This window comes from Protofrankia sp. CiP1_Cm_nod1, from assembly GCF_920888515.1.
In the GTDB taxonomy this organism is placed as follows: domain Bacteria; phylum Actinomycetota; class Actinomycetes; order Frankiales; family Frankiaceae; genus Protofrankia.
In genome coordinates this window covers 1-20,102 of record NZ_CAKKTM010000451.1, presented here as the reverse complement: position 1 = coordinate 20,102, position 20,102 = coordinate 1, and the positions used below count along the sequence as shown (strand labels likewise).

Annotated in this window: 14 protein-coding genes and 1 tRNA gene; 5 read left to right on the top strand and 10 right to left on the bottom strand. The window is 69.3% G+C overall.

Going from position 1 to position 20,102, the window contains the following annotated elements:
* Positions 1–157 precede the first annotated feature (157 nt).
* On the top strand, positions 158–1,006 hold the full coding sequence (locus tag NBX02_RS20765) for a hypothetical protein (RefSeq protein WP_250292641.1): 849 nt from the start codon (positions 158–160) through the stop codon (positions 1,004–1,006).
* 69 nt (positions 1,007–1,075) lie between these two features.
* Here the strand turns inward: NBX02_RS20765 and NBX02_RS20760 are convergent, their stop codons facing one another.
* A complete protein-coding gene (locus NBX02_RS20760) occupies positions 1,076–2,560 on the bottom strand; it encodes a hypothetical protein (protein WP_250292639.1) in 1,485 nt (494 codons plus the stop codon).
* A gap of 1,092 nt (positions 2,561–3,652) precedes the next feature.
* Here NBX02_RS20760 and cas6 point away from each other — a divergent pair.
* From cas6 to NBX02_RS20745, 3 genes are all read left to right on the top strand, one after another.
* A complete protein-coding gene (gene cas6, locus NBX02_RS20755) occupies positions 3,653–4,525 on the top strand; it encodes a CRISPR system precrRNA processing endoribonuclease RAMP protein Cas6 (RefSeq protein ID WP_250292635.1) in 873 nt (290 codons plus the stop codon).
* A 92-nt stretch (positions 4,526–4,617) separates the two neighbouring features.
* Positions 4,618–4,914, top strand: coding sequence for a hypothetical protein (locus NBX02_RS20750; RefSeq protein WP_250282172.1), 297 nt, complete (start codon positions 4,618–4,620; stop codon positions 4,912–4,914).
* 143 nt (positions 4,915–5,057) lie between these two features.
* Complete coding sequence (locus NBX02_RS20745; protein WP_250282174.1) at positions 5,058–5,741, top strand: response regulator; 684 nt, start codon at positions 5,058–5,060, stop codon at positions 5,739–5,741.
* Between the two features lie 106 nt (positions 5,742–5,847).
* Here NBX02_RS20745 and NBX02_RS20740 read toward each other — a convergent pair whose 3' ends face one another.
* The 9 genes from NBX02_RS20740 to NBX02_RS20695 form a co-directional block, all read right to left on the bottom strand.
* A complete protein-coding gene (locus tag NBX02_RS20740) occupies positions 5,848–7,449 on the bottom strand; it encodes an AAA family ATPase (protein WP_250292632.1) in 1,602 nt (533 codons plus the stop codon).
* Between the two features lie 350 nt (positions 7,450–7,799).
* Positions 7,800–9,578: a sensor histidine kinase gene (locus NBX02_RS20735; protein WP_250292629.1), complete on the bottom strand. Its 1,779-nt coding sequence runs from the start codon at positions 9,576–9,578 to the stop codon at positions 7,800–7,802.
* 12 nt (positions 9,579–9,590) lie between these two features.
* Positions 9,591–11,717: a PP2C family protein-serine/threonine phosphatase gene (locus NBX02_RS23420; RefSeq protein WP_445548559.1), complete on the bottom strand. Its 2,127-nt coding sequence runs from the start codon at positions 11,715–11,717 to the stop codon at positions 9,591–9,593.
* A 455-nt stretch (positions 11,718–12,172) separates the two neighbouring features.
* Positions 12,173–13,513, bottom strand: a complete 1,341-nt coding sequence (locus tag NBX02_RS20720; RefSeq protein WP_250281250.1) for a LuxR C-terminal-related transcriptional regulator — start codon at positions 13,511–13,513, stop codon at positions 12,173–12,175.
* Between the two features lie 431 nt (positions 13,514–13,944).
* The gene (locus NBX02_RS20715) at positions 13,945–15,093 is read right to left on the bottom strand and encodes an acyl-CoA dehydrogenase family protein (RefSeq protein ID WP_250281249.1); all 1,149 of its coding nucleotides are present in this window, start codon (positions 15,091–15,093) and stop codon (positions 13,945–13,947) included.
* Between the two features lie 346 nt (positions 15,094–15,439).
* Positions 15,440–16,702: a cytochrome P450 gene (locus NBX02_RS20710; protein WP_250281246.1), complete on the bottom strand. Its 1,263-nt coding sequence runs from the start codon at positions 16,700–16,702 to the stop codon at positions 15,440–15,442.
* A 346-nt stretch (positions 16,703–17,048) separates the two neighbouring features.
* Entirely contained in the window at positions 17,049–18,155 is a 1,107-nt protein-coding gene (locus tag NBX02_RS20705) for an NDMA-dependent alcohol dehydrogenase (RefSeq protein WP_250281244.1), read from the bottom strand.
* A gap of 498 nt (positions 18,156–18,653) precedes the next feature.
* Positions 18,654–18,726 (bottom strand) — tRNA-Arg (locus tag NBX02_RS20700).
* A gap of 348 nt (positions 18,727–19,074) precedes the next feature.
* Positions 19,075–19,299, bottom strand: coding sequence for a DUF3039 domain-containing protein (locus NBX02_RS20695; protein ID WP_047223755.1), 225 nt, complete (start codon positions 19,297–19,299; stop codon positions 19,075–19,077).
* Positions 19,300–19,529: 230 nt separating this feature from the next.
* Here NBX02_RS20695 and NBX02_RS20690 point away from each other — a divergent pair.
* The coding region (locus NBX02_RS20690; protein WP_250292627.1) for a metal-dependent transcriptional regulator at positions 19,530–20,102 on the top strand (573 nt) is incomplete at its 3' end.

Here is a 20,102-nt window from a genome sequence, read left to right as displayed (position 1 = left end):
GATGGCGGCGGCGGTGGTGTCATGGGCTGAGTTGTTACGGGCTGACGGCGCTGTCGCACGCTGACGGCGGTAGCCAGCCGGGGGCGTCCGGCTGGGAGGAGCGCTACCGTCGGTTACTGAAGTCATGTCTTGCGGGGGCTGGAGGGAGGGGATGCCGGTGAGTACGGCTGCGGGGCGGTTGGCGGCGTTGGCTGGCATTCCGCTCGTCTCCCGGCACGTGCAAGGCACTTTCGGGCCGGCGACGCTCCGGCTCGCCGGGGCCCGCGCGGTGCTGGACCTCGACGACGGCGGCAGCCCTCCACTGCGCCTGACCTGGACGGACGAACCCTGCCAGGCAACGGATACACCTGGCCGGACGACGGGCAGGCCGGGCCGGACGACGGTGGGCCGCCAGCTCGCGGACCTGCTGCGCACCAGGGGCACGGCCGTGTTCGCCCGGCCCGACCTGCTGCGGCTCGCCCGCCGCAGGAAGATCACCGATCTGCCGATAACGGCACCGGCCGCACCGCGATCCGTGCAGGCAACCACGGTCCGTGACGGCGTCCGCCTTGAGATCACCTCATGGCCGGACCCCGCCGCCGGGACCCGTGTCCCGCGGAACACAGCCCCTGACAGCCATGACCGCGGCCTCCGCCCGGCTGGAACCCGCGTTCCGCGGAACACAGCCCCTGACGATCAGGCCTCTGAGCCCCAGCAGGCTGGGGCCCGCGTTCCGCGGAACACAGCTCCCACGGCATCGACAGTCCCCGGCGCTGGGCACGAAACCGAGCACGGGCCCCGAACAGCCCCGACGGTTCCAGCTCCGACGGTTCCAGGTGGCGCGCCGGCAGCCCCGCTGTCGGCAGCGGGAACGTCTACGGCCCACGATCCGGATCGTGACGCTCGGGATGCCCACACGACCGGCTTCGGGGCATGGGCCGGGACACGGGCCGTCGTGCTGTCCACGGCACAGGCACGTGACCTCGCGGACCTGCTGGAGGCATGGGCCGCCCTGCCGCCCGGCTGACGGCCGGGTCCAGGTCCGGGTATGTGACGGCCAGGTATGTGACGGCGCCGGCTGTGCTGTTTCTCGGCATCACGCCACCCCGTAGCCGTCAATGCCACGCAGCAGGACGTCGACCCAACAGACACCGGCCCCGGCGACGAGGCGCGTGAAGCGGCCGACTTCGGCTTCGGCCTCCTCCTCGCCCAGCCGCAGATGCCGTCGGAAGGCCGCGACAACGTCGGCCTTCTTGCCGTACGCGGCATCGACAATCACCTTTAACAACCGAACTGTGACGGCATTGAGTACCGGTTCACGAATGACACCGGCCTCACGCGCGGCACCAGGCTCACGAGTGGCACCAGGCTCACGAATGGCGTCGGAACCCGGGGCGGGAGGAGCCGCGCCAGGTCCCGCCCCGGGCATCCGCGCATCCGGACGGCTCTTCGGCCACGTCCCTGGCCGGCCGCTTTTCGGGTGGGTCTTCGGCTGGCTCTTCGGCGCGGTTCTCGAAGGGACCGCCTTCGGCCGCGGCCCCGGATTCTCCCGCCGGCCATAGCCATCGCCATGCGTGTCGGGATGCGTGTCGCCATGCGTGTCGGGGTGCGTGTCGCGCACCCGCCCGTCATCGCTGGGACGAACAGGCGGCAGGAGTTCGGCGATGATCGCCTTTCGTGCGGTGTCGGCGTCCGCCTCGGCCGCGCAGGAATCCTCGACGGACGGCACGTGATCGCCGATACATTCGTCCGGGCCGGTCTCATCCGGAACCCCGCCGGGCCGTCCGGCGAGCGGACCGGCAACGGCCCGCGCGTAGAAGTCGGGGTTGCACCGGCGCAGCAGCGCGAGCGAGCGCCGCAGCCGCTCGTCGGTCTCCCGCTCGCTGAGACCGAACCTGAGCTGCATTTTCGGCAGCGAGAACGGGTCGGTGATCTCGTCCCGGAGACCAAGCAGGAAATGGATGAGAATGTTCTGGCCGACGGGGTCGGCGCGCAGCGGCGCGGCCCATTCAGCGGTGCTGATCGCTACTTCCGGACGGGTCGGCAGGCCGCGTTCGGCGGCCGATTCCCGGCGCACGGTCGGCACGATCCGCCCGGCCGTGGGGAAGTGGACGAGCTGCGCCCACACCGCCCGCAGCCAGCCCGGCGGCTCCGGCGAGATTCCCCCGGGGAAGGCGGGGTGGCACAGCATGGCGCCGTGAACGGCGGCCTCCTGCCATTCGGCCTCGGGCGTCACAAGATGGTCACGGACGACGATCAGCTCACGAACTTCCTGACCGGCATTCGAGCCGCCGGCGATCGTCGGTACGTCGCCCATGAGAGCGGCACGTATCCGGCCGAAACCGTCCATGAGCCGAGGCGTCCACTGGTCCATGCAACGCTGGCAGAGCGGGCCGGGTATCGGGTGGGCGGCGTCGAACATGGGTGGCCGGTCGGGACGGCAGGCGCACGTCCCCGGCTTGGCCCGGTGGACATCGCGGACGATCACCGCCCACAGCGCCGGGCCCACCAGCTCGCGGAAGGCCGCGAATGCGTTGTTGTCGTCCTCGTCCGCGATGTCGGCGAGTGTCAGGGCAGCCATCGGTCCTCCTGTGTTGGGCACGCTGAACCACGGGTGGTGATCCGGCAACAAAGCGACGCCACGAAGACGCCACAGCACTCGGATGCTCCGAGTGCTTCACAGGGGACCGGGACCGCGAAGATCCTGGTCATCGACCACACGCCGCGCGTAGTGGCCGGTCGGCAACGTACTGGGGCTCGTCAGCCCCTGTCAACACCCACCCATTCCGGACGGGACGCCCCGGCCGCCGGCCCCATGGGCCCTCGCCGTCCGGCCCAGCGCCATCGGGTTCGGCGCCGCCCAGCGCCAAGCCCCCACATCCGATCGTCACCCGAGCTCCCTCCGCACGTCAGAGCCACAAGCGAACACGGGAAGCGCACGATTGTGCCGCTTTCGGCTCTGCCCCCGACCGCCCTCCTGCTGGAGAACAGGTCAGATTAGGGCATGCCCCGTCACGCCCCGCGGCAGGGTGCCCACGACACTCCCAGTCAATCCCCTGCGCACCATCGCAAACACAAAGAGCAACGAATCGGGCCATTTTCACGATCACCGAGGACGCGCGGACGCTCTCCTCTGAGAGCCGTAGGCAGAAACCGCCGCGGTGACAACAGCCACCACCTACGCCCCCGGACCCCGTAGGTGGAAACCGTCACGATAACAACCGGAATCACCCATATCTTCCGCAGTTCCGCAATCGCCCTCCGGCCGCCGGGCCGGCTTCCGCCCGACACGGAGATCCGGCCCCATGGACCGAAAGCACCGGAACGCGGAAGTCCGGATTCTGTTTCAAGCCGATGCGGAAAGCCGGTGCTCTACAGCTCAGGGTGCACGGCGCATTCCAGATGCTGAACTAGTTTCAATCCGATGCGGAAGGCTGGGGCGCTGCGACAGTACCACCGGTCCCGGGGGTGCTGACCCGCGCTTCCCACCGCTCCGTCGTCCGTCAGGGATGGGTGGGTCGTGTCGATGCGGTACGGGCGGGGTGGGGGCGTTGGCGGGGCCCGGGATGGTGTGGCCGCTCCGGCGGCCTACCGTGAGATTCAGGTCGGGTCCTGGGCTGTGGCACGGGCAGGCCGTGGCAGGCCGGGACGCCGAGGATTGGAGAGGTGAGCTGTGCCCGCTCGCGTTGTCGTGTCCGTCAGGCCGGTGTCCCCGAGGGCGTTGCCGCCACCGTACACGGGGCCGGCGGTCAACGCCGCCGTGCTCGCGGCCGTCCGCGAGGAGTTGTCGCCCGAAGCCAGCGCGTACCTGCACGACGGGCCGCCGCCGCGGCCGTTCGCGATCACCCCGCTCCTCGACGAGCACCAGCGCGCCCCCGGCCGGTCGTCGGCCAGGGTCCGTTTCGAGGTCGGAATCCTGCTCGACGAGATCACCAGCTCGATGCTCGCCGCTCTCCGCAACCGCGACCGGTGGCGTTTCGGCTTCACCGACTACGTGACCGAAGCGGTCGAGCTCGCCGGGGGCGAGCCGTACCCGGATCTGCTCGCCGCCGCTCCCCCGGCGACGTCCTGGGCGTTCGGGCTGGTCACGCCGGTCAGTTTCGCCACCGGACGCGATGACGGCGTGCGCCGCCAGCGCATCCTGCCCGATCCCGAGCGCGTGTTCGGCACGCTGGCCTACCGGTGGCGGGCCTGGGCGCGGGATCTCGCGCCGTTACCCTCCGACATCGATGCCACGATCAACGGCCATCTGGAGCTCGTCGAGACGACCCTTTCCAGCGCCGAGTACGTCGTCAAGATCGGGGCGCCGAAACGCCGCGGCTGCGTCGGGTTCGTCCGCTACCAGCTTGCCGCGCCCGCGGACGTCCCGCCGCGGACGCGCGCCGCCCTCAACGCCCTGGCCCGTTTCGCCTGCTACGCGGGCATCGGCGACCGTACCCCCAGCGGCATGGGCTACGTCGTCGCCGACCCGGACGGCCAGCACCGCATCCGGCGCCCGGAGCGCGTCAGGCGTACGGACGGCGCGCCGTCCCGCGCGCCCGCGTGACCGCACCGGCCCGGGGCGGGGCCCCGCCCCGGGTGGTTGCGGCGGTCGAGCTGGGAAATGCTGCAAGATACAGGTGAGAAGGGAGCGACCGTATGACCGACACGAAGACAGCCTGGGACGACGTGGCAAACAGTCTCACCACGCTGGGGCAACGGGTGAAGGCGCACTTCGACGACGTCGTCGGCGAGCGTCCGTTCGACCGCAGGGGAGTCGACGAGGCGCTCGCCGAGCTCCGCGCGACCCTGGACCGGGCCTACTCCGCGGCCGGCCAGGCTGCGAAGGACCCGACGGTCCGTGAAAGCGCATCGAAGATCGGCTCATCGTTCGTGGACGCACTGTCCAGCACCTTGATCGACCTGGGCCAGCGCCTGAAGAAGCTCCGCCAGTAGCGGAACCTGATCCAGGCGAGTTTGTCGTTGTGCACGCTTTCCGGTCCCGCGGGCGTACACAACGGCAAACTCGCGGCGATCTTCCGCGGCCGGCGGGCGGCCCGGATGGTAAAGGGTGAGACCTGCGGGTAGCGTGCTTCGCCATGGATCCGGTACGGGTATTTCTTCTGGATGATCACGAGATCGTCCGGCGTGGCATCCGGGAGGTACTGGAAGATACCGGGGAGATCCGGGTCGTCGGCGAGGCGTCGAGCGCGACCGAGGCGCTGCGCCGCATACCCGCGTCCAACCCGCAGGTCGCGCTGTTGGACGCGCGGCTGGAGGACGGCAGCGGTATCGACGTGTGCCGGGACATCCGCTCCGCGCACCCGGAGATCGGCTGCCTGATCCTGACGTCGTACGACGACGACGACGCCCTGTTCGCCTCGATCATGGCGGGCGCGGCCGGCTATCTGCTCAAGCAGATCAAAGGCACGGATCTCGTCGGCGCGATCCACACCATCGCCTCGGGACGTTCCCTGCTGGACCCGGCCGTCACGCAGAAAGTGCTGGCCCGGCTGCGGGAGGGCCCGGCCGAGGACGGCAGGCTGGTGACTCTCAGCGACCGGGAACGGGAGATCCTGCTGCTGATCGCCGAGGGGCTGACCAACCGGCAGATCGCCTCCCGGGTCCACCTGTCCGACAAGACCGTGAAGAACTACGTGTCCGCGATTCTCGACAAGCTCGAGCTGACCAGCCGCACCCAGGCGGCGGTTTACGCCACGAAACTCCAGGGGCAGCAGAAAGAGCAGCAACAGGCCGTCCAGAAAAAAGCCGCCCAGAAGTAGGCCCGCCGGGCAGCGCGGAACACGGACGGGCCGCGTACGCGGGCGGCGGCCCAGTCCCAGTCCCAGGCCCAGTCCCAGGCCCAGTCCCGCCGGCCCGGATCGCGTTTCAGATCACGTTCACGCGGCGTTGGACGGCCAGGAGCGCCTCACTGATCGGCACCGCGGTCTGGATGACGCTGGCGGTTGGCCACGGTTGCGCGCGGGCCGCCATCGCCTGGTGGACGGCGAGGGTGGCGTCGGAGGGGTCCTCCCCGGCGGCGGCCCGGCGGGCGATCCGCGCGGCAGCCACCTCCGGGGAGGTGACGCAGCGCAGCTCGACGAGTTCGCTGCTGGTCTGCTCGGCGAGGCTGGCGGCGGCGGCCCGATGCCCGGCCGTGGACCACGACGCGTCGAGCACCACGTTCTCCCCCCGTTCCAGGGCGTGGCCGGCCCGGCGCAGCAGCTCGGTGTAGGTGGCGTCGGTCGCCTGGGCGTCGTAGGGCCCCTCGAACAGGCTGGCGGGCACGTGCTCGCCGGCGGGCAGGCCGGCCAGTTCCTTGCGGACGATGTCGGAGCGCAGCAGCACCCAGCCGTCCTCGGCGTCGGCGAGCTTCCCGGCCAGGGTGGACTTGCCGGTGCCGGGCAGGCCGCCGATGAGGACGAGCCGGACCCGGCCGCGCCGCAGGTGCGACAGCGCGATCCTGGCGAGCCGGCGCGCCTGCCGGGCGGCCTCCGGCACGCCCTGGCTGGCCCGGATGCAGGAGACCTTGGCCCGCACCAGCGCCCGGTAGGCGATGTAGAGATGCCGCAGCGACGGCGGGTGCGTCTCTCCGGCGAACTCCCCGTACCAGGCCAGGAACTTCTCGGCGGCGTCGGCGGCGCCGAGGCGCTCCAGGTCCATGGCGAGGAAGGCGACGTCGCCGAGCACGTCCCCGAGCCGCAGCCGGCGGTCGAACTCGATGCAGTCGAGCACCCGCGGGCCGTCGTCGAGGCAGTAGATGTCGTCCGCGAGCAGGTCGCCGTGCCCGTCCCGGATCCATCCGGCGCGCTGCCGGCCGGCCAGCAGCGCCGCCCGGCCGGCAAGGTAGCGGGGGGCGAGCCGGCCGATCTCGTCGATGACACTCGCGTCGATCAGCATCCCGCTGAACGGCGCGATCCCGGTGAGGCTCTCCCGCCACAGCCCCTCGAGGGTGGCTGGGCTGCCCGCCTCGGCGATCTCGGCGGAGGTCGGGCAGCGCTGGTGGAAGGCGGCGAGCAGCCGGGCGAGCGCGCGTAGCTGCCCGTCCACCCGCCGTCCCATGGCGATCATGCTGGACAGGCGCCGGTTCACGGGCATCCGCCGCATCACGACCATGTGGTCCACCAGCGTGCCGGCGCTGTCGCGGATGTCCGCCACGCCGAGATAGACGTCGGGGGCGAGGCGGCGGTTGAGCTCGACCTCGGCCCGGCAGGCCGCCTCCCTCGCCTGTCGGGTACGGAAGTCGAGGAAGCCCAGGTCCAGCGGCTTCTTCACCTTGTAGACGCGGTCGCCGGAGAAGTACAGCGTCGCGCTGTGCGTCTCGATCGTCTCCAGGTCGGCCAGCTGCGCCATGGTCAGCCGCGGGCCGGTGAAGCGGATGTCGGTGAACCGCGGGCTGTCGAACTCGGGGCGTCCGACCTGGAGATACATGTACGGACGCGCGTGCGGGCCCGTACGCTCCGGCACTGTCGTCCGGCCATCGACGGTCATGACACCTCCAACGTCAGAACATGTGGCGGCGGCAGGCGCGATAGTGATCATCCGAGTCGGCCGGACCAGCCGACCGGCACCGGCCCCGGGCACGCCGCCGCCGCCCGATGTCCATCCTGAGCTGGGAAGAAGGTCGAAACGACCGTCGGAAGTTTCTTCGGGGACGGGCCGTTCGGACCCCGCCACCCGGACCTCCGGCCCACGGCTCCCTCCGGATGGCGCTTCCCCGGACGGACGAAGCGTCCCAGGCGGCTCACGCATCCCGCACGGTCCAGCATCATACGAGCATGATTGATGACGTTGAGTAAGATCAGCCGGCCTGACCGGCTGTGGTGGGAACTGTGGGTGACTCAGGTCAGGGGTACGGACCAGCGCAGGTGGGTACCGCCTTCGGGCCCCGCGGAGAGGTCGAAGGTACCGCCCAGATCTTCGGCTCGGCTGCGCAGGTTCGCAAGCCCGCTACGACGCTCCGTGCTCCCGATGCCCACACCATTGTCGATCACGTCCACGTCGAGCCGGCCCCCGGCGGCCCGTACGACGACCTCGACGCTGCTGGCCCGGGCGTGCCGGGCCGCGTTCGACAGGCCCTCCCGCACCACGGCGAGCAGATGATCGCCGGCCGCCGCGTCCACCATCGTGTCCAGCGGGCCTTCGAACCGCAGGTACGGCGCGAAGCCGAAGGCGTCGCTCACCGCGTCGACGACGGAGGAGACCCGCGCCCGCAGGCCGGAACCGGCCGTCGCCCGCCGGCCCCGCAGCTCGAAGACGGTCGAGCGGATCTCACGGATCGTCACGTCCAGGTCTTCCACGTACGTGGCCATCCGGCGGGCCGGCCCTGGCCGCTCCTCGGCGGCGGCCAGCCCCTGCATGCCGAGCGCGACGGCATACAGCCGCTGCATGACGTGGTCGTGCAGGTCACGAGCGATCCGGTCCCGGTCCTCCAGGACGACGATCCGCTCCCTGGCAGCCCGCGCCTGGGTGATCTCGAGGGCTGTCGCCACATGCCCGGCGAACGCCGCCGCCATATCGAGATCACTGTCCGTGAACGGTGTGGCCCCGTGCCGCCGGCCGAGCACCACCGCCCCGTTGGCCACCTGGGAGCCGGCCAACGGGACGATCATCAGCGGGCCGATCCCCTGCGCGTAGGGATCGTTGCCACTGGCCTCGGCCGCGGCGTCCGAGACGAGCAGCGGCGCGCACATCCGCACCGCCTTGCCCCCCAGCGAGTCGTCCATAGGGATCAAGGTGCTCTGCAGCACACCGGCATCGTCACCGTCGGCAACCTCAACGGTCAGGTGCGACGAGGACTCCCCGCTGAGGAGGATCGCGGCCACGTCCGCGCCGGCGAGCTCCCGGGCCCGGCTGACAATCATGTTCAGTGGCCGCTCGCCGTCACCGAGTACGTGGCGGGTGATGTCCGCCGAGGCCTGCAACCACCGCTGGCGACGTTGCGCCTGATCGAACAGCCGGGCGTTGTCGATGGCGATCCCGGCGCTTGCGGCCAGCGCCAGGACGAGTTCCTCGTCCTCGGCCGTGAACGTCCGGCCATTGCGCTTCTCCGTGAGATAGAGGTTGCCGAAAACCTCGCTGCGGACCCTGATCGGAACACCGAGGAAGGTCCGCATGGGCGGATGGTTCGCCGGGAAGCCGACGGCCCGGGAATTCGTCGCGATGTCGTCCAGGCGGAGCGGCTGTGGCTGCGCGGTGAGCAGGCCCAGCACCCCCTGCCCCCGCGGCAGCTGCCCGATCTTCTCAACCAGTGACGGCTCCATGCCGACATGGATGAACTGCTCGAGATGTCCTTCTCTGGCGATCACCCCGAGGGCGCAGTACCGGGCGTCGACCAGCTGGCAGGCCTCCTCCACGATGCGGCGCAGCACCACCTCCAGGCTGAGGTCGGCGATGACCGTCCGGGTGGCCCGCAGCAGGCCGCGCAGCCTGCTCTGCGTCTCGATGACGTCCTGCGCCCGGTCGACGAGCTGGGTGAGCAGCTCATCGAGCTCGAGGCGGGCAGCTGCCGGGAAGGCCAGCTCTCTCACCGACTCCGCGGACGGGTCACTCGGCAGGGACGCGGATGTGCCGGAATCCAGCGTGCCCGTGGAGATCTTCCCCGTCTCCTGGTCGTCCATACCTCAGACAGACTAACGGACGTACGCCAACACCGACGAGCCCCCCGGAGTGATCGATCCACGAATTCCGCGTCCCCGCGCGGGCGCCCTGCGCCTCTGTATTCCTTGCGGAGCGGCACCGGCGGTGCCCGCCTCCCGGATATTCGCACCGAACTGGCCGGACGCGTCGAATACCCGTTTTGTTATGATGTGACCAGCCGCCAGGAACCAGCCGGTGCCCCGGCGGGCAAGCCGGTGACATGCCCATGCGCTCCGTTCGGGCCAGGCCGGAGAACTGGTGGGAGAACTGGTGGGAGAACTGACGGAGAACCGGCACGAGGCTGCCCCCCGGGCCATCTGCCCGGACGCGGCGGTGACATTTTTCGGCATGGCGGTGACGGCGTTTTCCACCGGATAGACAGCCCCGTCCAGGCGCTGTGCCGGAGCGGTAATGACATCGGCCGCGTCACGGCCCACCGCGACCGCGATCTGGTCGTCCGCCACGCTGCCGCGAGAATGCCGCGCGACAACCGTGAAGAGGTCGTTCACGAGGGCGCCGGGATCTCTGCCGGGGATGCGTGCCAGCTCGTCGGCCAGCCGCCGGAAACCGAACTGGTTCCCGGCCGGGTCGCGCGCCTCGGTAATGCCGTCGCTGTAGGCGCACAGCACGTCCCCCGCAGCCAGGCGGGCCCGCTCTGTCCGCCACGTGCCACTCCCGCCGCCGCTGCCGGCGGGCAGGATGGTGGCGACGAGAGGCCCTGTCGGCGCCAGCGCCACGAGCCCCGCCCTTCCCGCTCCGTTTTTTCCATCCCCTCTTTTTCCATCCCCTCCCGCGCCCAAGCCGTCTCCGGCGGTCAGGGCCTCCCCTTCCGTACCCGGGTCCAGATCATCCGGGTCCAGATCATCCGGGTCCAGATCATCCGGATCCAGGGCACCCGGATCCACGTCGCCCACCCTCACGTCGCCCGCGCGCACGTCTCGCTCGCCGCCCGGACTCCGGATGATCACCGGTTGTGGGTGCCCGGCGTTGGCGTACTCGACAAGGCCGGTTTCACGATCCACTGTTGCGACGAACGCGGTCGCGAACATCTCACCGGTGTCACCGAGGCATCGCTGCGCCCACCGGACCGCCTCGCCCGGGGTGCTCCCGGTGAGCAGCGCGGCCGCGAGCAGCTGCTTGACCAGCAGCGCATGCACGCCGGCGACCGGGCCGTGCCCCGCCGCGTCCCCCACCGTGAACCCGAGACGGCCGTCGGGCAGCTCGAAGATGTCGTACCAGTCGCCGGCGAGCAGGCCCTCCGCCGGGATGATCCGGCTCGCGATCCGCATGCCCGGGATCTCGGCCACGGACGCGGCCAACGCGTCCCGCAGCGCCGTCACCGTCGGTCCCTGTTGGCCGATCGTGGCCAACACACGCAGACGCATCGCGTCCAGCCCCTCTCCGAGCTCGGCCAGTTCGGCCGGGCCGTCCCGCGGCACAGCCTGGTCGTAACCGCCACCGGCAAGTTCCCTGACCGCGCGCAGCAGCCCGCGGACCGGCGCGAGGACCGACCGCCGGACGCCGACGACCATCACGGCGACGACCAGGAAAACCAGGAACACGGCACCCAGCGCGCCGGCCAGCAGCTGCCACCCGGCCCCGTCGGCCTGAGCCGACAGCCGCGCCTGGTGGCGCAGAATCTCCTGCTGTATCGCGGCCAGCCGGGTACGCATGGCGTCAAGGCCCGAGTTTGTCGCGGCAGCCGCCTCCGCCGGATGAATGACCACCGTGTTCTCGGTACGAACGGCGGCCACCGCGGGATCCGCGTGCGAGCTCCAGGCCCCGTGCGCCTCCGTCACCTGCCGCACAAGGCCGGACAGCCGCCCGAGACCGGCGACGGCGGCGGACAGCTGGTTGATCCTGGCCGAAATATCCTGGGACGCGACCAGCGGCGGCTTGAGAAGCTCGGGCCGGCCGGTCGTCAGATAACCGCGCCAGCCGCTGTCCTCGTCGGCGAGATGGTCCAGGAGAACAGCCACATCCGCGGCGGCCGGCTCCAGCCGGTCATGCTGGACGGCGGTGGCGTCCGCCGTCCGGACCGCGGCTGTCAGCGCGGCCCCGAGGCAGCCGAACGCGATGGCCAGCGTAATGGCCACCACAACGACCACCTTCCTCTTCATCGCGTTCTCCCCCGCGCCGACGGCCCTCTGTCAAGCGGTGGCCCTGGTGGTGAGAACCGCTGGGCAGCGGCGGAACGCCGGCTACCGGCCTGGGCCGCCCGTACGGGCCCGCGCCGCCGAGCGGCCCGCGCCCCCACGCGCCCTCACCTGGTTGTGGCTCCGGCCGCTCCACCAGGCCCTCTCCCAGCCTGGCGGAGCCGTCGCGGCTGTGACAGGGACCTTCGGCAGAGGCGGTGGGGTCTGTCCCGACCCGCCTTGACAGGTGCCATGACCTGGCCGGTAGGCAGGCAGCGCGATCTGGCCGGTCGGCCCCGGCGCCGACCGGCGCACGCGGCGGACGAACGGCGGTCATCCCTGGCATGGACGCGGTGGCGGCCACCGCGACGGAGCGTGCGCGGACGCGTCGCCGGCTACGGCGAGCCCCTGCCCGCCGCCACGAGGCGGCCGGAGGGCCCTCAGGATCTGAACGGATCCTTCATCTGGTGGCCGCCGGATGACCTGGTCAGCGCGTGGTACCGAGCTACGGCGTCCGTGCGGTTGGCCGCGCCGAGCTTCCGCAGAATGTGCTTCACGTGCGATTTCACGGTGCCTTCGGTCACGAACAGGCTGCTCGCGATCTGTGCGTTCGTCTTACCCGAGGCAAGGCTGCGCAGCACCTCGCACTCACGGGGGGTCAGGCTGGCGAACAGCGCGTCCTCGGGATATGCCACCGGCGTCTCCCGGAAGTTCTGCCCCGACGAGTACGCGCCCAGCGAGCGGTTCGCCGGCTTCTCCGAGTCATCGCCGATCTCCATGACGTCCTCGGCGATGTCGTCCACGAGGTCGTTGACCGCGCACACATGTTCGTTGAACATCGACCGCATGAACCGTAGCCGCCGGAAGAGCGCGTTTCTCTCGAACGCGACACCCACCCCCGCGGCGAACATGCCGATCAGGTCCCGGTCGAACTCGTCCACCCCGCCGCGCTCCACCTGCCGGTCGGCGTGCAGCAGCCCCACCACCTTGCCCCAGGAGATCACCGGGGCGGCCACATAGCCCTTGGTGTCGACCACGGCAACCATCTCGGTGTGGACGCGCGAGCTCGACTGGGGGTCGCGTACCAGGATCGGGACGCGGCGCCGTGCCATCTCGCTCTCGACCAGCGGGCCGGTCAGCGGCCGAGGGTTCGCGATACCGACCTGCACCAGCGTCTGGGCGAGCTGCTCCTCGCCCTCCATGTAGGCCGTCCGCGCGACCCAGACACCCTTGTCGATACGTGAGAACAGAATTCTGGTGAAACCCAGCCGATGGGCCTCCACCGGCGCCCGCTCCTCCAGAGCCGACAACGAGGAGGCCCCACGTAAGTGGCAGAGCGCCTGCTCGACGCCGAACATCCGCGCCGTCTGCCGCGCCAGCGTGGCCTCCATCAGCGCGACCCGGGCCAGCCCCGACTGCAGAAGAACCTCCCCCAGCTGCCGGACCGCGGAGTCCCTGGACGACTGGACGGCAAGGTTCATATATTCGGCCGCCGCGCACTGCGCCGCCCGCAACGCCGCGTCGGCCGCCTTCGAGTCACTGCTGGTGAAATTCGAATACGTCACGCCGTCGTCAAGAACCCGCTCGGCGGCTCTCAGTATCTCCCTGGCCCGCTGGACGCCGTCCTCGACTGCCAGCGGCCCCGGGCCGGCCATCTCCCCGGCCATCTCCCCGGCCGTGTCCCAGTCGGGTATGGCCGCGTCGGCCGTGCCCGAGCCCATCGCCATCATGCCCGGGCCCGACCCGTCGTCCAGCACGCGAGCATGGACACCACTGCCCATTCCCGCCTCCTCTTCGAGCTCTTCGAGTCGCAAGATCCCCTGCAGTCTCGAAGCCATGCGCCAGAGAGCTGGACGCGCGGCTGGCCGATCCTCCCTCAGCCTTCCGGCGACCGGTGTGGCACGGCTTCGACCCGTCACGCAACGGACGGTCGATGATCGACATATCACTCGACTTTGGTCGATACATTAGACCAATGGGCCAGACTGGTCCAGGCACGATGTGCGGCCGCTTCGCCGAGCGTCATGCGCTCGGCACGCCCCACCGAAATAGTCGATCATATCGCCGTGCACAGCCGGATGGAGGGTGGCCCTCGTCGGCGGGCGCCTTCCGCCAGGAAGATCATAAAGAGCATGTCGCCGGGTAGACCCACCGGGCCAAAAAAAACATACCAGCAGGAAACGCCCGGGCCGGCCGGTTTCGCGAGCCCGGCCTACAGGCCCAGCGACCTACTGATGATTGTCTTCATGATCTCGCTCGTGCCGCCGTATATACGCGTGACACGGGCATCCGCGTACAACCGGGCAATAGGGTATTCCAGGATATAGCCGTAACCACCGAACAGCTGCAGGCAGCGGTCGACCGCCCGGCCCTGCAGTTCGGTGCAGTAGAGCTTCACCTTCGCCGCGTCCACCGGGCTCAGCTCACCGGCGACGTGCTCGGCCAGCGCGCGGTCCACCATCGCCTGCGCCGCCTCTATCTCCGTGGCCACCGCGGCCAGTTCGAACTTGGTGTTCTGGAACTGGCTGACCGGCTTCCCGAACACCTGGCGTTCCCGGACGTAGGTCACGGTCGCGTCCAGCGCGGCCCGGGCCGCGGCCAGCGAGCTGACCGCGATGCTCAGCCGTTCCTGGGGCAGACCGCGGGTCATCTGCTCGAAGGCCGCCCCCTCCTCCCCCAGCAGGTTCTCGACCGGCACCCGCACGTCGGTGAACGACAGTTCGATGGTGTCCTGGATCTTCAGGCCGATCTTCGCCAGGTTGCGGCCCTTCTCGAAGCCCGGCGTGCCGTCCTCGACGACCAGCAGGCTAAGCCCCCGCCGCCGGTCGGAGCCGTCGCGTGAGGTTCGCGCCACCACGACCACCAGGTCGGCGAGCGCGCCACCGCTGATGAACGTCTTCGCGCCGTTGAGCACATAGTGATCGCCGTCCCGGACCGCGGTCGTGCGCACGCCGGCCAGGTCCGAACCGGCGCCCGGCTCGGTCATACCGATCGCCGCGAACAGGTCACCGCTCACCAGGCCCGGGAACCAGCGCCTGCGCTGCTCCTCGTCGGCGTAGTCCAGGAAATACGGAACCACCACGTCCAGGTGCACCTGTAACGTCCCCAGCGCGACCAGCGCCCGGGCACACTCCTCGTTGATCACCGCGTTATAGGTGAAGTCCGACTGGTCGCCGCCGCCGTATTCGGCCGGGAAAGCCATCCCCAGCACCCCGAGCTTGCCCAGGTCCCGGAAGAAGTCCCGGGGGACCGCGCCGGCGGCCAGCCAGTCGTCGAAGACGGGCACCACCTCGCGGGCGAGAAACTCCCGGAGCAGCTGACGGAAGCTCTCGTGGTCGGCGGTGAAACCGGTGCGCCGCATTTCCGACGTCCTCTCATGATGTCGTGGACAGCACGGTAGCCCCACCGGCCTCACCCGTCGCGAACAATCGACGACACCGAAGGGCCCCGGCCAGGTCCGCTGGCAGGGCGTGGGACAGCCGGGGGAACAATCCGGTATATACCGTAGCAAAACAGCCGAAGCCAGAAACGACAGTGCGATCAGAATTGGGCAGGAACAGGAAACAGCGGGGGCGTGGGAACGGCTGCCGGGCACCGCTCCCACGCCCCCGGGCCCGCCCGTGGTCCCACGGACGGCTCCGTGGCCTTCCGGGCTACGAGGTGTTCACTACAAGGTGTCCGCACAAGGTGTCCACCGCGCGCTCGGCTCAGCCCCGTTCGGGCGTCCAGGTGGCGGGCAGCCGCTTGACACCGTTCATGAAGTTGGACAACAGCATGTCGCGCTCGCCGACCCTGAGATCCTTCATACGGGTGTATATCTCCCGCACCTCAGTCTTGATCATCTGCTTGGCGAGCATGTGGCCCAGGCAGTAGTGCGGGCCACCGCCGCCGAACGCCTGGTGCGGGTTGAACTTGTTGACCCGCCGCACGTCGAACGTGTCAGGATTCTCGAACATCTCGGGATCCCGGTTGCTGGATATGTACCACATGACGACCTTGTCGCCCTTTTTGATGGCCTCTCCACCGATCTCGGTGTCCCGTGTCACCGTGCGGCGGAAATGCATCAGCGGCGGTTCCAGCCGCAGGCACTCGTTGACGGCGTCGTCCGCGCGCCTGTCGAAGTCCGCCAGGACGTAGTCGAGCTGCTCGGGATACTGCTGGAACAGCGCGAGCACGTGGGCCATCGAGTGCCGGGTGGTGTCGTTGGCGGCCGCGGCGAGCAGCGCGAAGAAGACACCGAGCTCCTCGACGGTCATCTTGTTGCCCTCGTACTGCGCCTGGGCGACCCAGCTGAGCAGGTCGTCACCCGGGTTTTCCCTGCGTTCCCTCGCCAGCTCGATCGCAAGGGTCGCCAGCTTCTGCGAGGCGTCGGCGAACACCTGGAGCGGAGAGCCGATATGCGCGTACTCGGGGTCGCTCCAGCACGCGAACTGTTCGGCCGCGTCCATCACGTACTGGATCTGTTCCGGGTCGGTGATCCCCATGAAGGTCGCGAAGATCCGGCCGGGCACCTCCTTGGTGATCAGCTGGCAGAGGTCCCCCTCACCCAGGGGGGCGACCCTGTCGATGACCTGATGAACGATCCCGCCGATGTCCTCCGACATCTTGAAGATGTTCTTCGGCGTGAAGGCGACGCTGACGATACCCCGCATCTCGGTGTGCCGAGGAGCATCCGTCACGATGAACGACAGCATCGTCTCCAGCTGCGGGAAGTCGTCGACGAACACGCCGTCGGCGGAGCTGAACAGCTCCGTGTCCCGGGAGACGTTCTGGATGTCGCGGTACTTCACCACCGACCAGAACCCCTGGGCGTTGTTCAGGTTCGGGTCCAGAGAATCGGGTGCCTCGTGCCAGCTGACCGGCTTGTTCTCCCGTAACCAGCGGAATGCCTCGTGATGGACGGACCGGGGCTTGGCCCAGAACTCGAGCGAGCTGAGCCGCGTGTCGACGGTGCCATCAGTAATCGTCATGGTAGCCCCTTTCTCAGGCATGTGCTACAGGCCTGACGGTAATCTTCCGAGCTTCGCCGCACTCCCCTCGTAGGAGTCAACCTGGTGCCCCTATCGAGATAAATTCCCGCGGGAGCCACCGCGCCGCCGGAGCCGTCCGGCGCGGACCGGGGACCGGGGAGTGCGCTCAAAACCACGACGAATTCTCGCCGTTCAGTTCAACCTGCTCCGACAACTGTGGCCGCGACCGCCGAAACACCGTCGCGCACCGGCACCTAACGGATGGAGCCGGCCGGGCGTCATACGATCGCCACGGCCGGCTCCTCTGGTTCTTCCATCAATTCTGTCCAGTTTTCGAGGAAGCCGGTCAGAAACGAATCAGACCGCGGATGTTCCGGCCGTCCAGCAGGTCCTGGTATCCCTCGTTGATGTCCTCCAGGGAATATTCCCTGGTCACCAGCTCGTCGAGCTTCAGCTGGCCACGGTTGTACAGCTCAAGATAGCGGGGAATGTCGTGCTGCGGGTTCGAGGAGCCGAACAGCGCGCCGCGGATCGACTTCTCGTACAGCGTCAGCTCGAACAGCGACCCACTGATCGAGAAGTCCGTGGGATGCCCGATCGCGGTCACCACCACCCGGCCGCGCTTACCCACCAGGCTCAGCCCCTCGCCGACGTACGCGCCCTCGGCGACGTCCGTCGTGATGATGCACGCGTCCGCCAGCTGCCCGCGGGTCAGCTCGCTGACCAGCTCCCGTGCCGCGTCGACGGTGGCGGCCGTGTGGGTCGCGCCGAACTCGACAGCCTTCTGCCGCTTGAAGTCGACGGGGTCCAGCGCGACGACGGTCCGCGCGCCCGCGGCCCTGGCCCCCTGCACCGCGTTGACGCCGATACCACCGACGCCCATCACGACCACGGTGTCACCCGGCCGCACCTGCGCGGTGTTCACCGCGCTGCCGTAACCGGTCGGGACACCGCATCCGATCAGCGCCGCCTTGTCCAGCGCCGCACCCTGATCGATCTTGACTATGGACGCGACCGGGACGACCGTGTATTCCGAGAATGTCCCGAGAACGCACATCTGCCCGATGTCGTGACCGCGCGTGTGGAATCGGTAGGTACCGTCCAGCTGGGGGCCGAGAATAATCGCCGCCCCGAGATCGCAGAGATTCGTCAGGCCACGCGAGCAGTATGAGCAGCGCCCGCAGGAGGGCAGGAAGCTCAGGACGATCGAGTCACCCTCCGCCACCTCGGTCACGCCCGGCCCGACCGCCGCGACGACACCGGCGCCCTCATGCCCACCGACGACCGGGAAAGGAATCGGGATGTCGCCGCTGACCAGGTGGTAGTCCGAATGACACAAACCGCTGGCGGTGAGTTTGACCAGAACCTCGCCCGCCTTGGGCGGATCGAGTTCGATCTCCTCGACCTGCCACTTCTCCCCCAGCCCCCACAGGACGGCGGCTTTGGTCCTCATTCCGGCGACCTCCTTCGACGGTGAAGGCTCCGTCTCGAGCGCGCCAGCCGGCGCCAGCCGAATGCTGCTGGCACGCTCGAGACGCCTGCTCCACAGGATGACCTTGTGACGTGGGTAACAGTACTCCCGCCGCACCCCCGACGGATCTTCCATATGAGGTGTTTCAGTACCCCTACGGGGAGAGGACGACATCGGGGGATGACAACCCGCTTATGATCATTACGGTCGCGGTAGCCACCCGGCCGAGGAGGGCCGGACCGACGACCGCGTGGGCCACCGCCGACGATGTCGCAGGCCGGCCGCCGGAGCCCACGCGCGGGCGGGCGGCGGCTGCGGTAGCCACCCGCTGACGGAACCGACCGGACAGACCTTGAGCAGATCACGAACGACCGGCGGCCCGGTATGCCCGCGCTCCAGTATGCGCACTACACCATTCACCGAGCGTCATCTCGCCGAAAGTCGTTCGAGCAGGCGGAAGCGCTGGCACGACCGGGATCGTGCCCCTGGTAGGAATCGAACCTACGGCCTACCGCTTAGGAGGCGGTCGCTCTATCCACTGAGCTACAAGGGCAGGGCTACAAGGGCAGGGCTACGAGGAGCTACAAGGGCGGGCCTGGTGTCACGAGAAGGCCTCCGACGGCACCCCAGCTTACGCATCATCCGTCGTCCCGGTCGTACCCGGTCGGCTATGCGAGTGGACCAGATGGGACGAGTCACAGGGCCGGCGGAGCCTGACCTGACCGTCTGTCACCATATGTCCCGCCGTCGATCGCTACCGTGACCGCCGCTCATACCAGCGCTCACGGCGCACGGGCACCGGCAGCGCTCGGCGCGGGCCGCGGCGAGCCACGTCCTGCCACGCACCCAGCCGTGTGACCAGGCCCGGTGAGGGACGACCGGGACGGGGCCGCCCGGGCGGTCAGCCGAGCTGTTCGGCCAGCTCGACGAGCTCCTTGCATTTCGGGCACACCGGGAACCGCTGGGGATCACGCACCGGCTCGAACCTGTAACCACACAGCGCGGTCACGCGTCCGCCTTCGATGGAAGCCCGGACGATCTCCTCATGGCGCGCATAGTGGGCGAAGTCATTACCCTCGTCCGTACTGCCGTGAGTTGTCTCCGGTGCGATCTGGGTCGAGCTCATACACCGAAGTGTATGACCCGCACCGGGAGACCGATCCGCCGATCCCGCCAGCCGTTTCCCGGCCGGGCTCCCGGCGGCCGGAACAGGCCCTGAAGCCGGTCGACGCGCAACCGGCACGGGCAGCAACCAGCACGGGCAACCAGCCTGGAAACGGCGCGGACAGGGCGGCCCGCGTACCTAGGTGGGTACGCCTTCACAGGCGTACTCTTGAGGCTGGATGAAGGAGCCCGGTGACTGGACTGATCGACAGTACCGAGATGTACCTCCGTACCCTCTACGAGCTGAGGGAGGAGGGCATCCCGCCACTGCGCGCGCGTCTGGTGGAAAGACTGCACGTCAGCGCACCCGCGGCCAGCGAGTCCACCTCACGGCTGGCCAGCGAGGGCCTGGTCGCCCTCGCCAACGACCGCACCGTGCAGTTCACCGAGAAGGGGCTGGTCCGCGCGACAGCGGTCATGCGCAAACACCGTCTCGCCGAACTGCTTCTCACCGAGGTGATAGGTCTGGACTGGGCCCTCGTCCACAACGAGGCCTGTCGGTGGGAGCACGTGATCTCCGACGAGGTGGAGGCACGGCTCACCGCGATCCTTGGTGACCCGGAGAAGTGCCCGTTCGGGAACGTGATCCCGGCAGGCCCGTTCGACCGCCCGGTGGGGCCGCGGCCCCTGGCGCCGCTGAGCCTGCTGGCCGCCACCGACTTCACCAGCGCCGGGACGGCCTCGGTCACGGTCAGCTGGATCTCCGAACGGCTACAGACGGACGAACGGACCATGCGCCAGCTCCGGGACGGCGGGGTGCTGCCC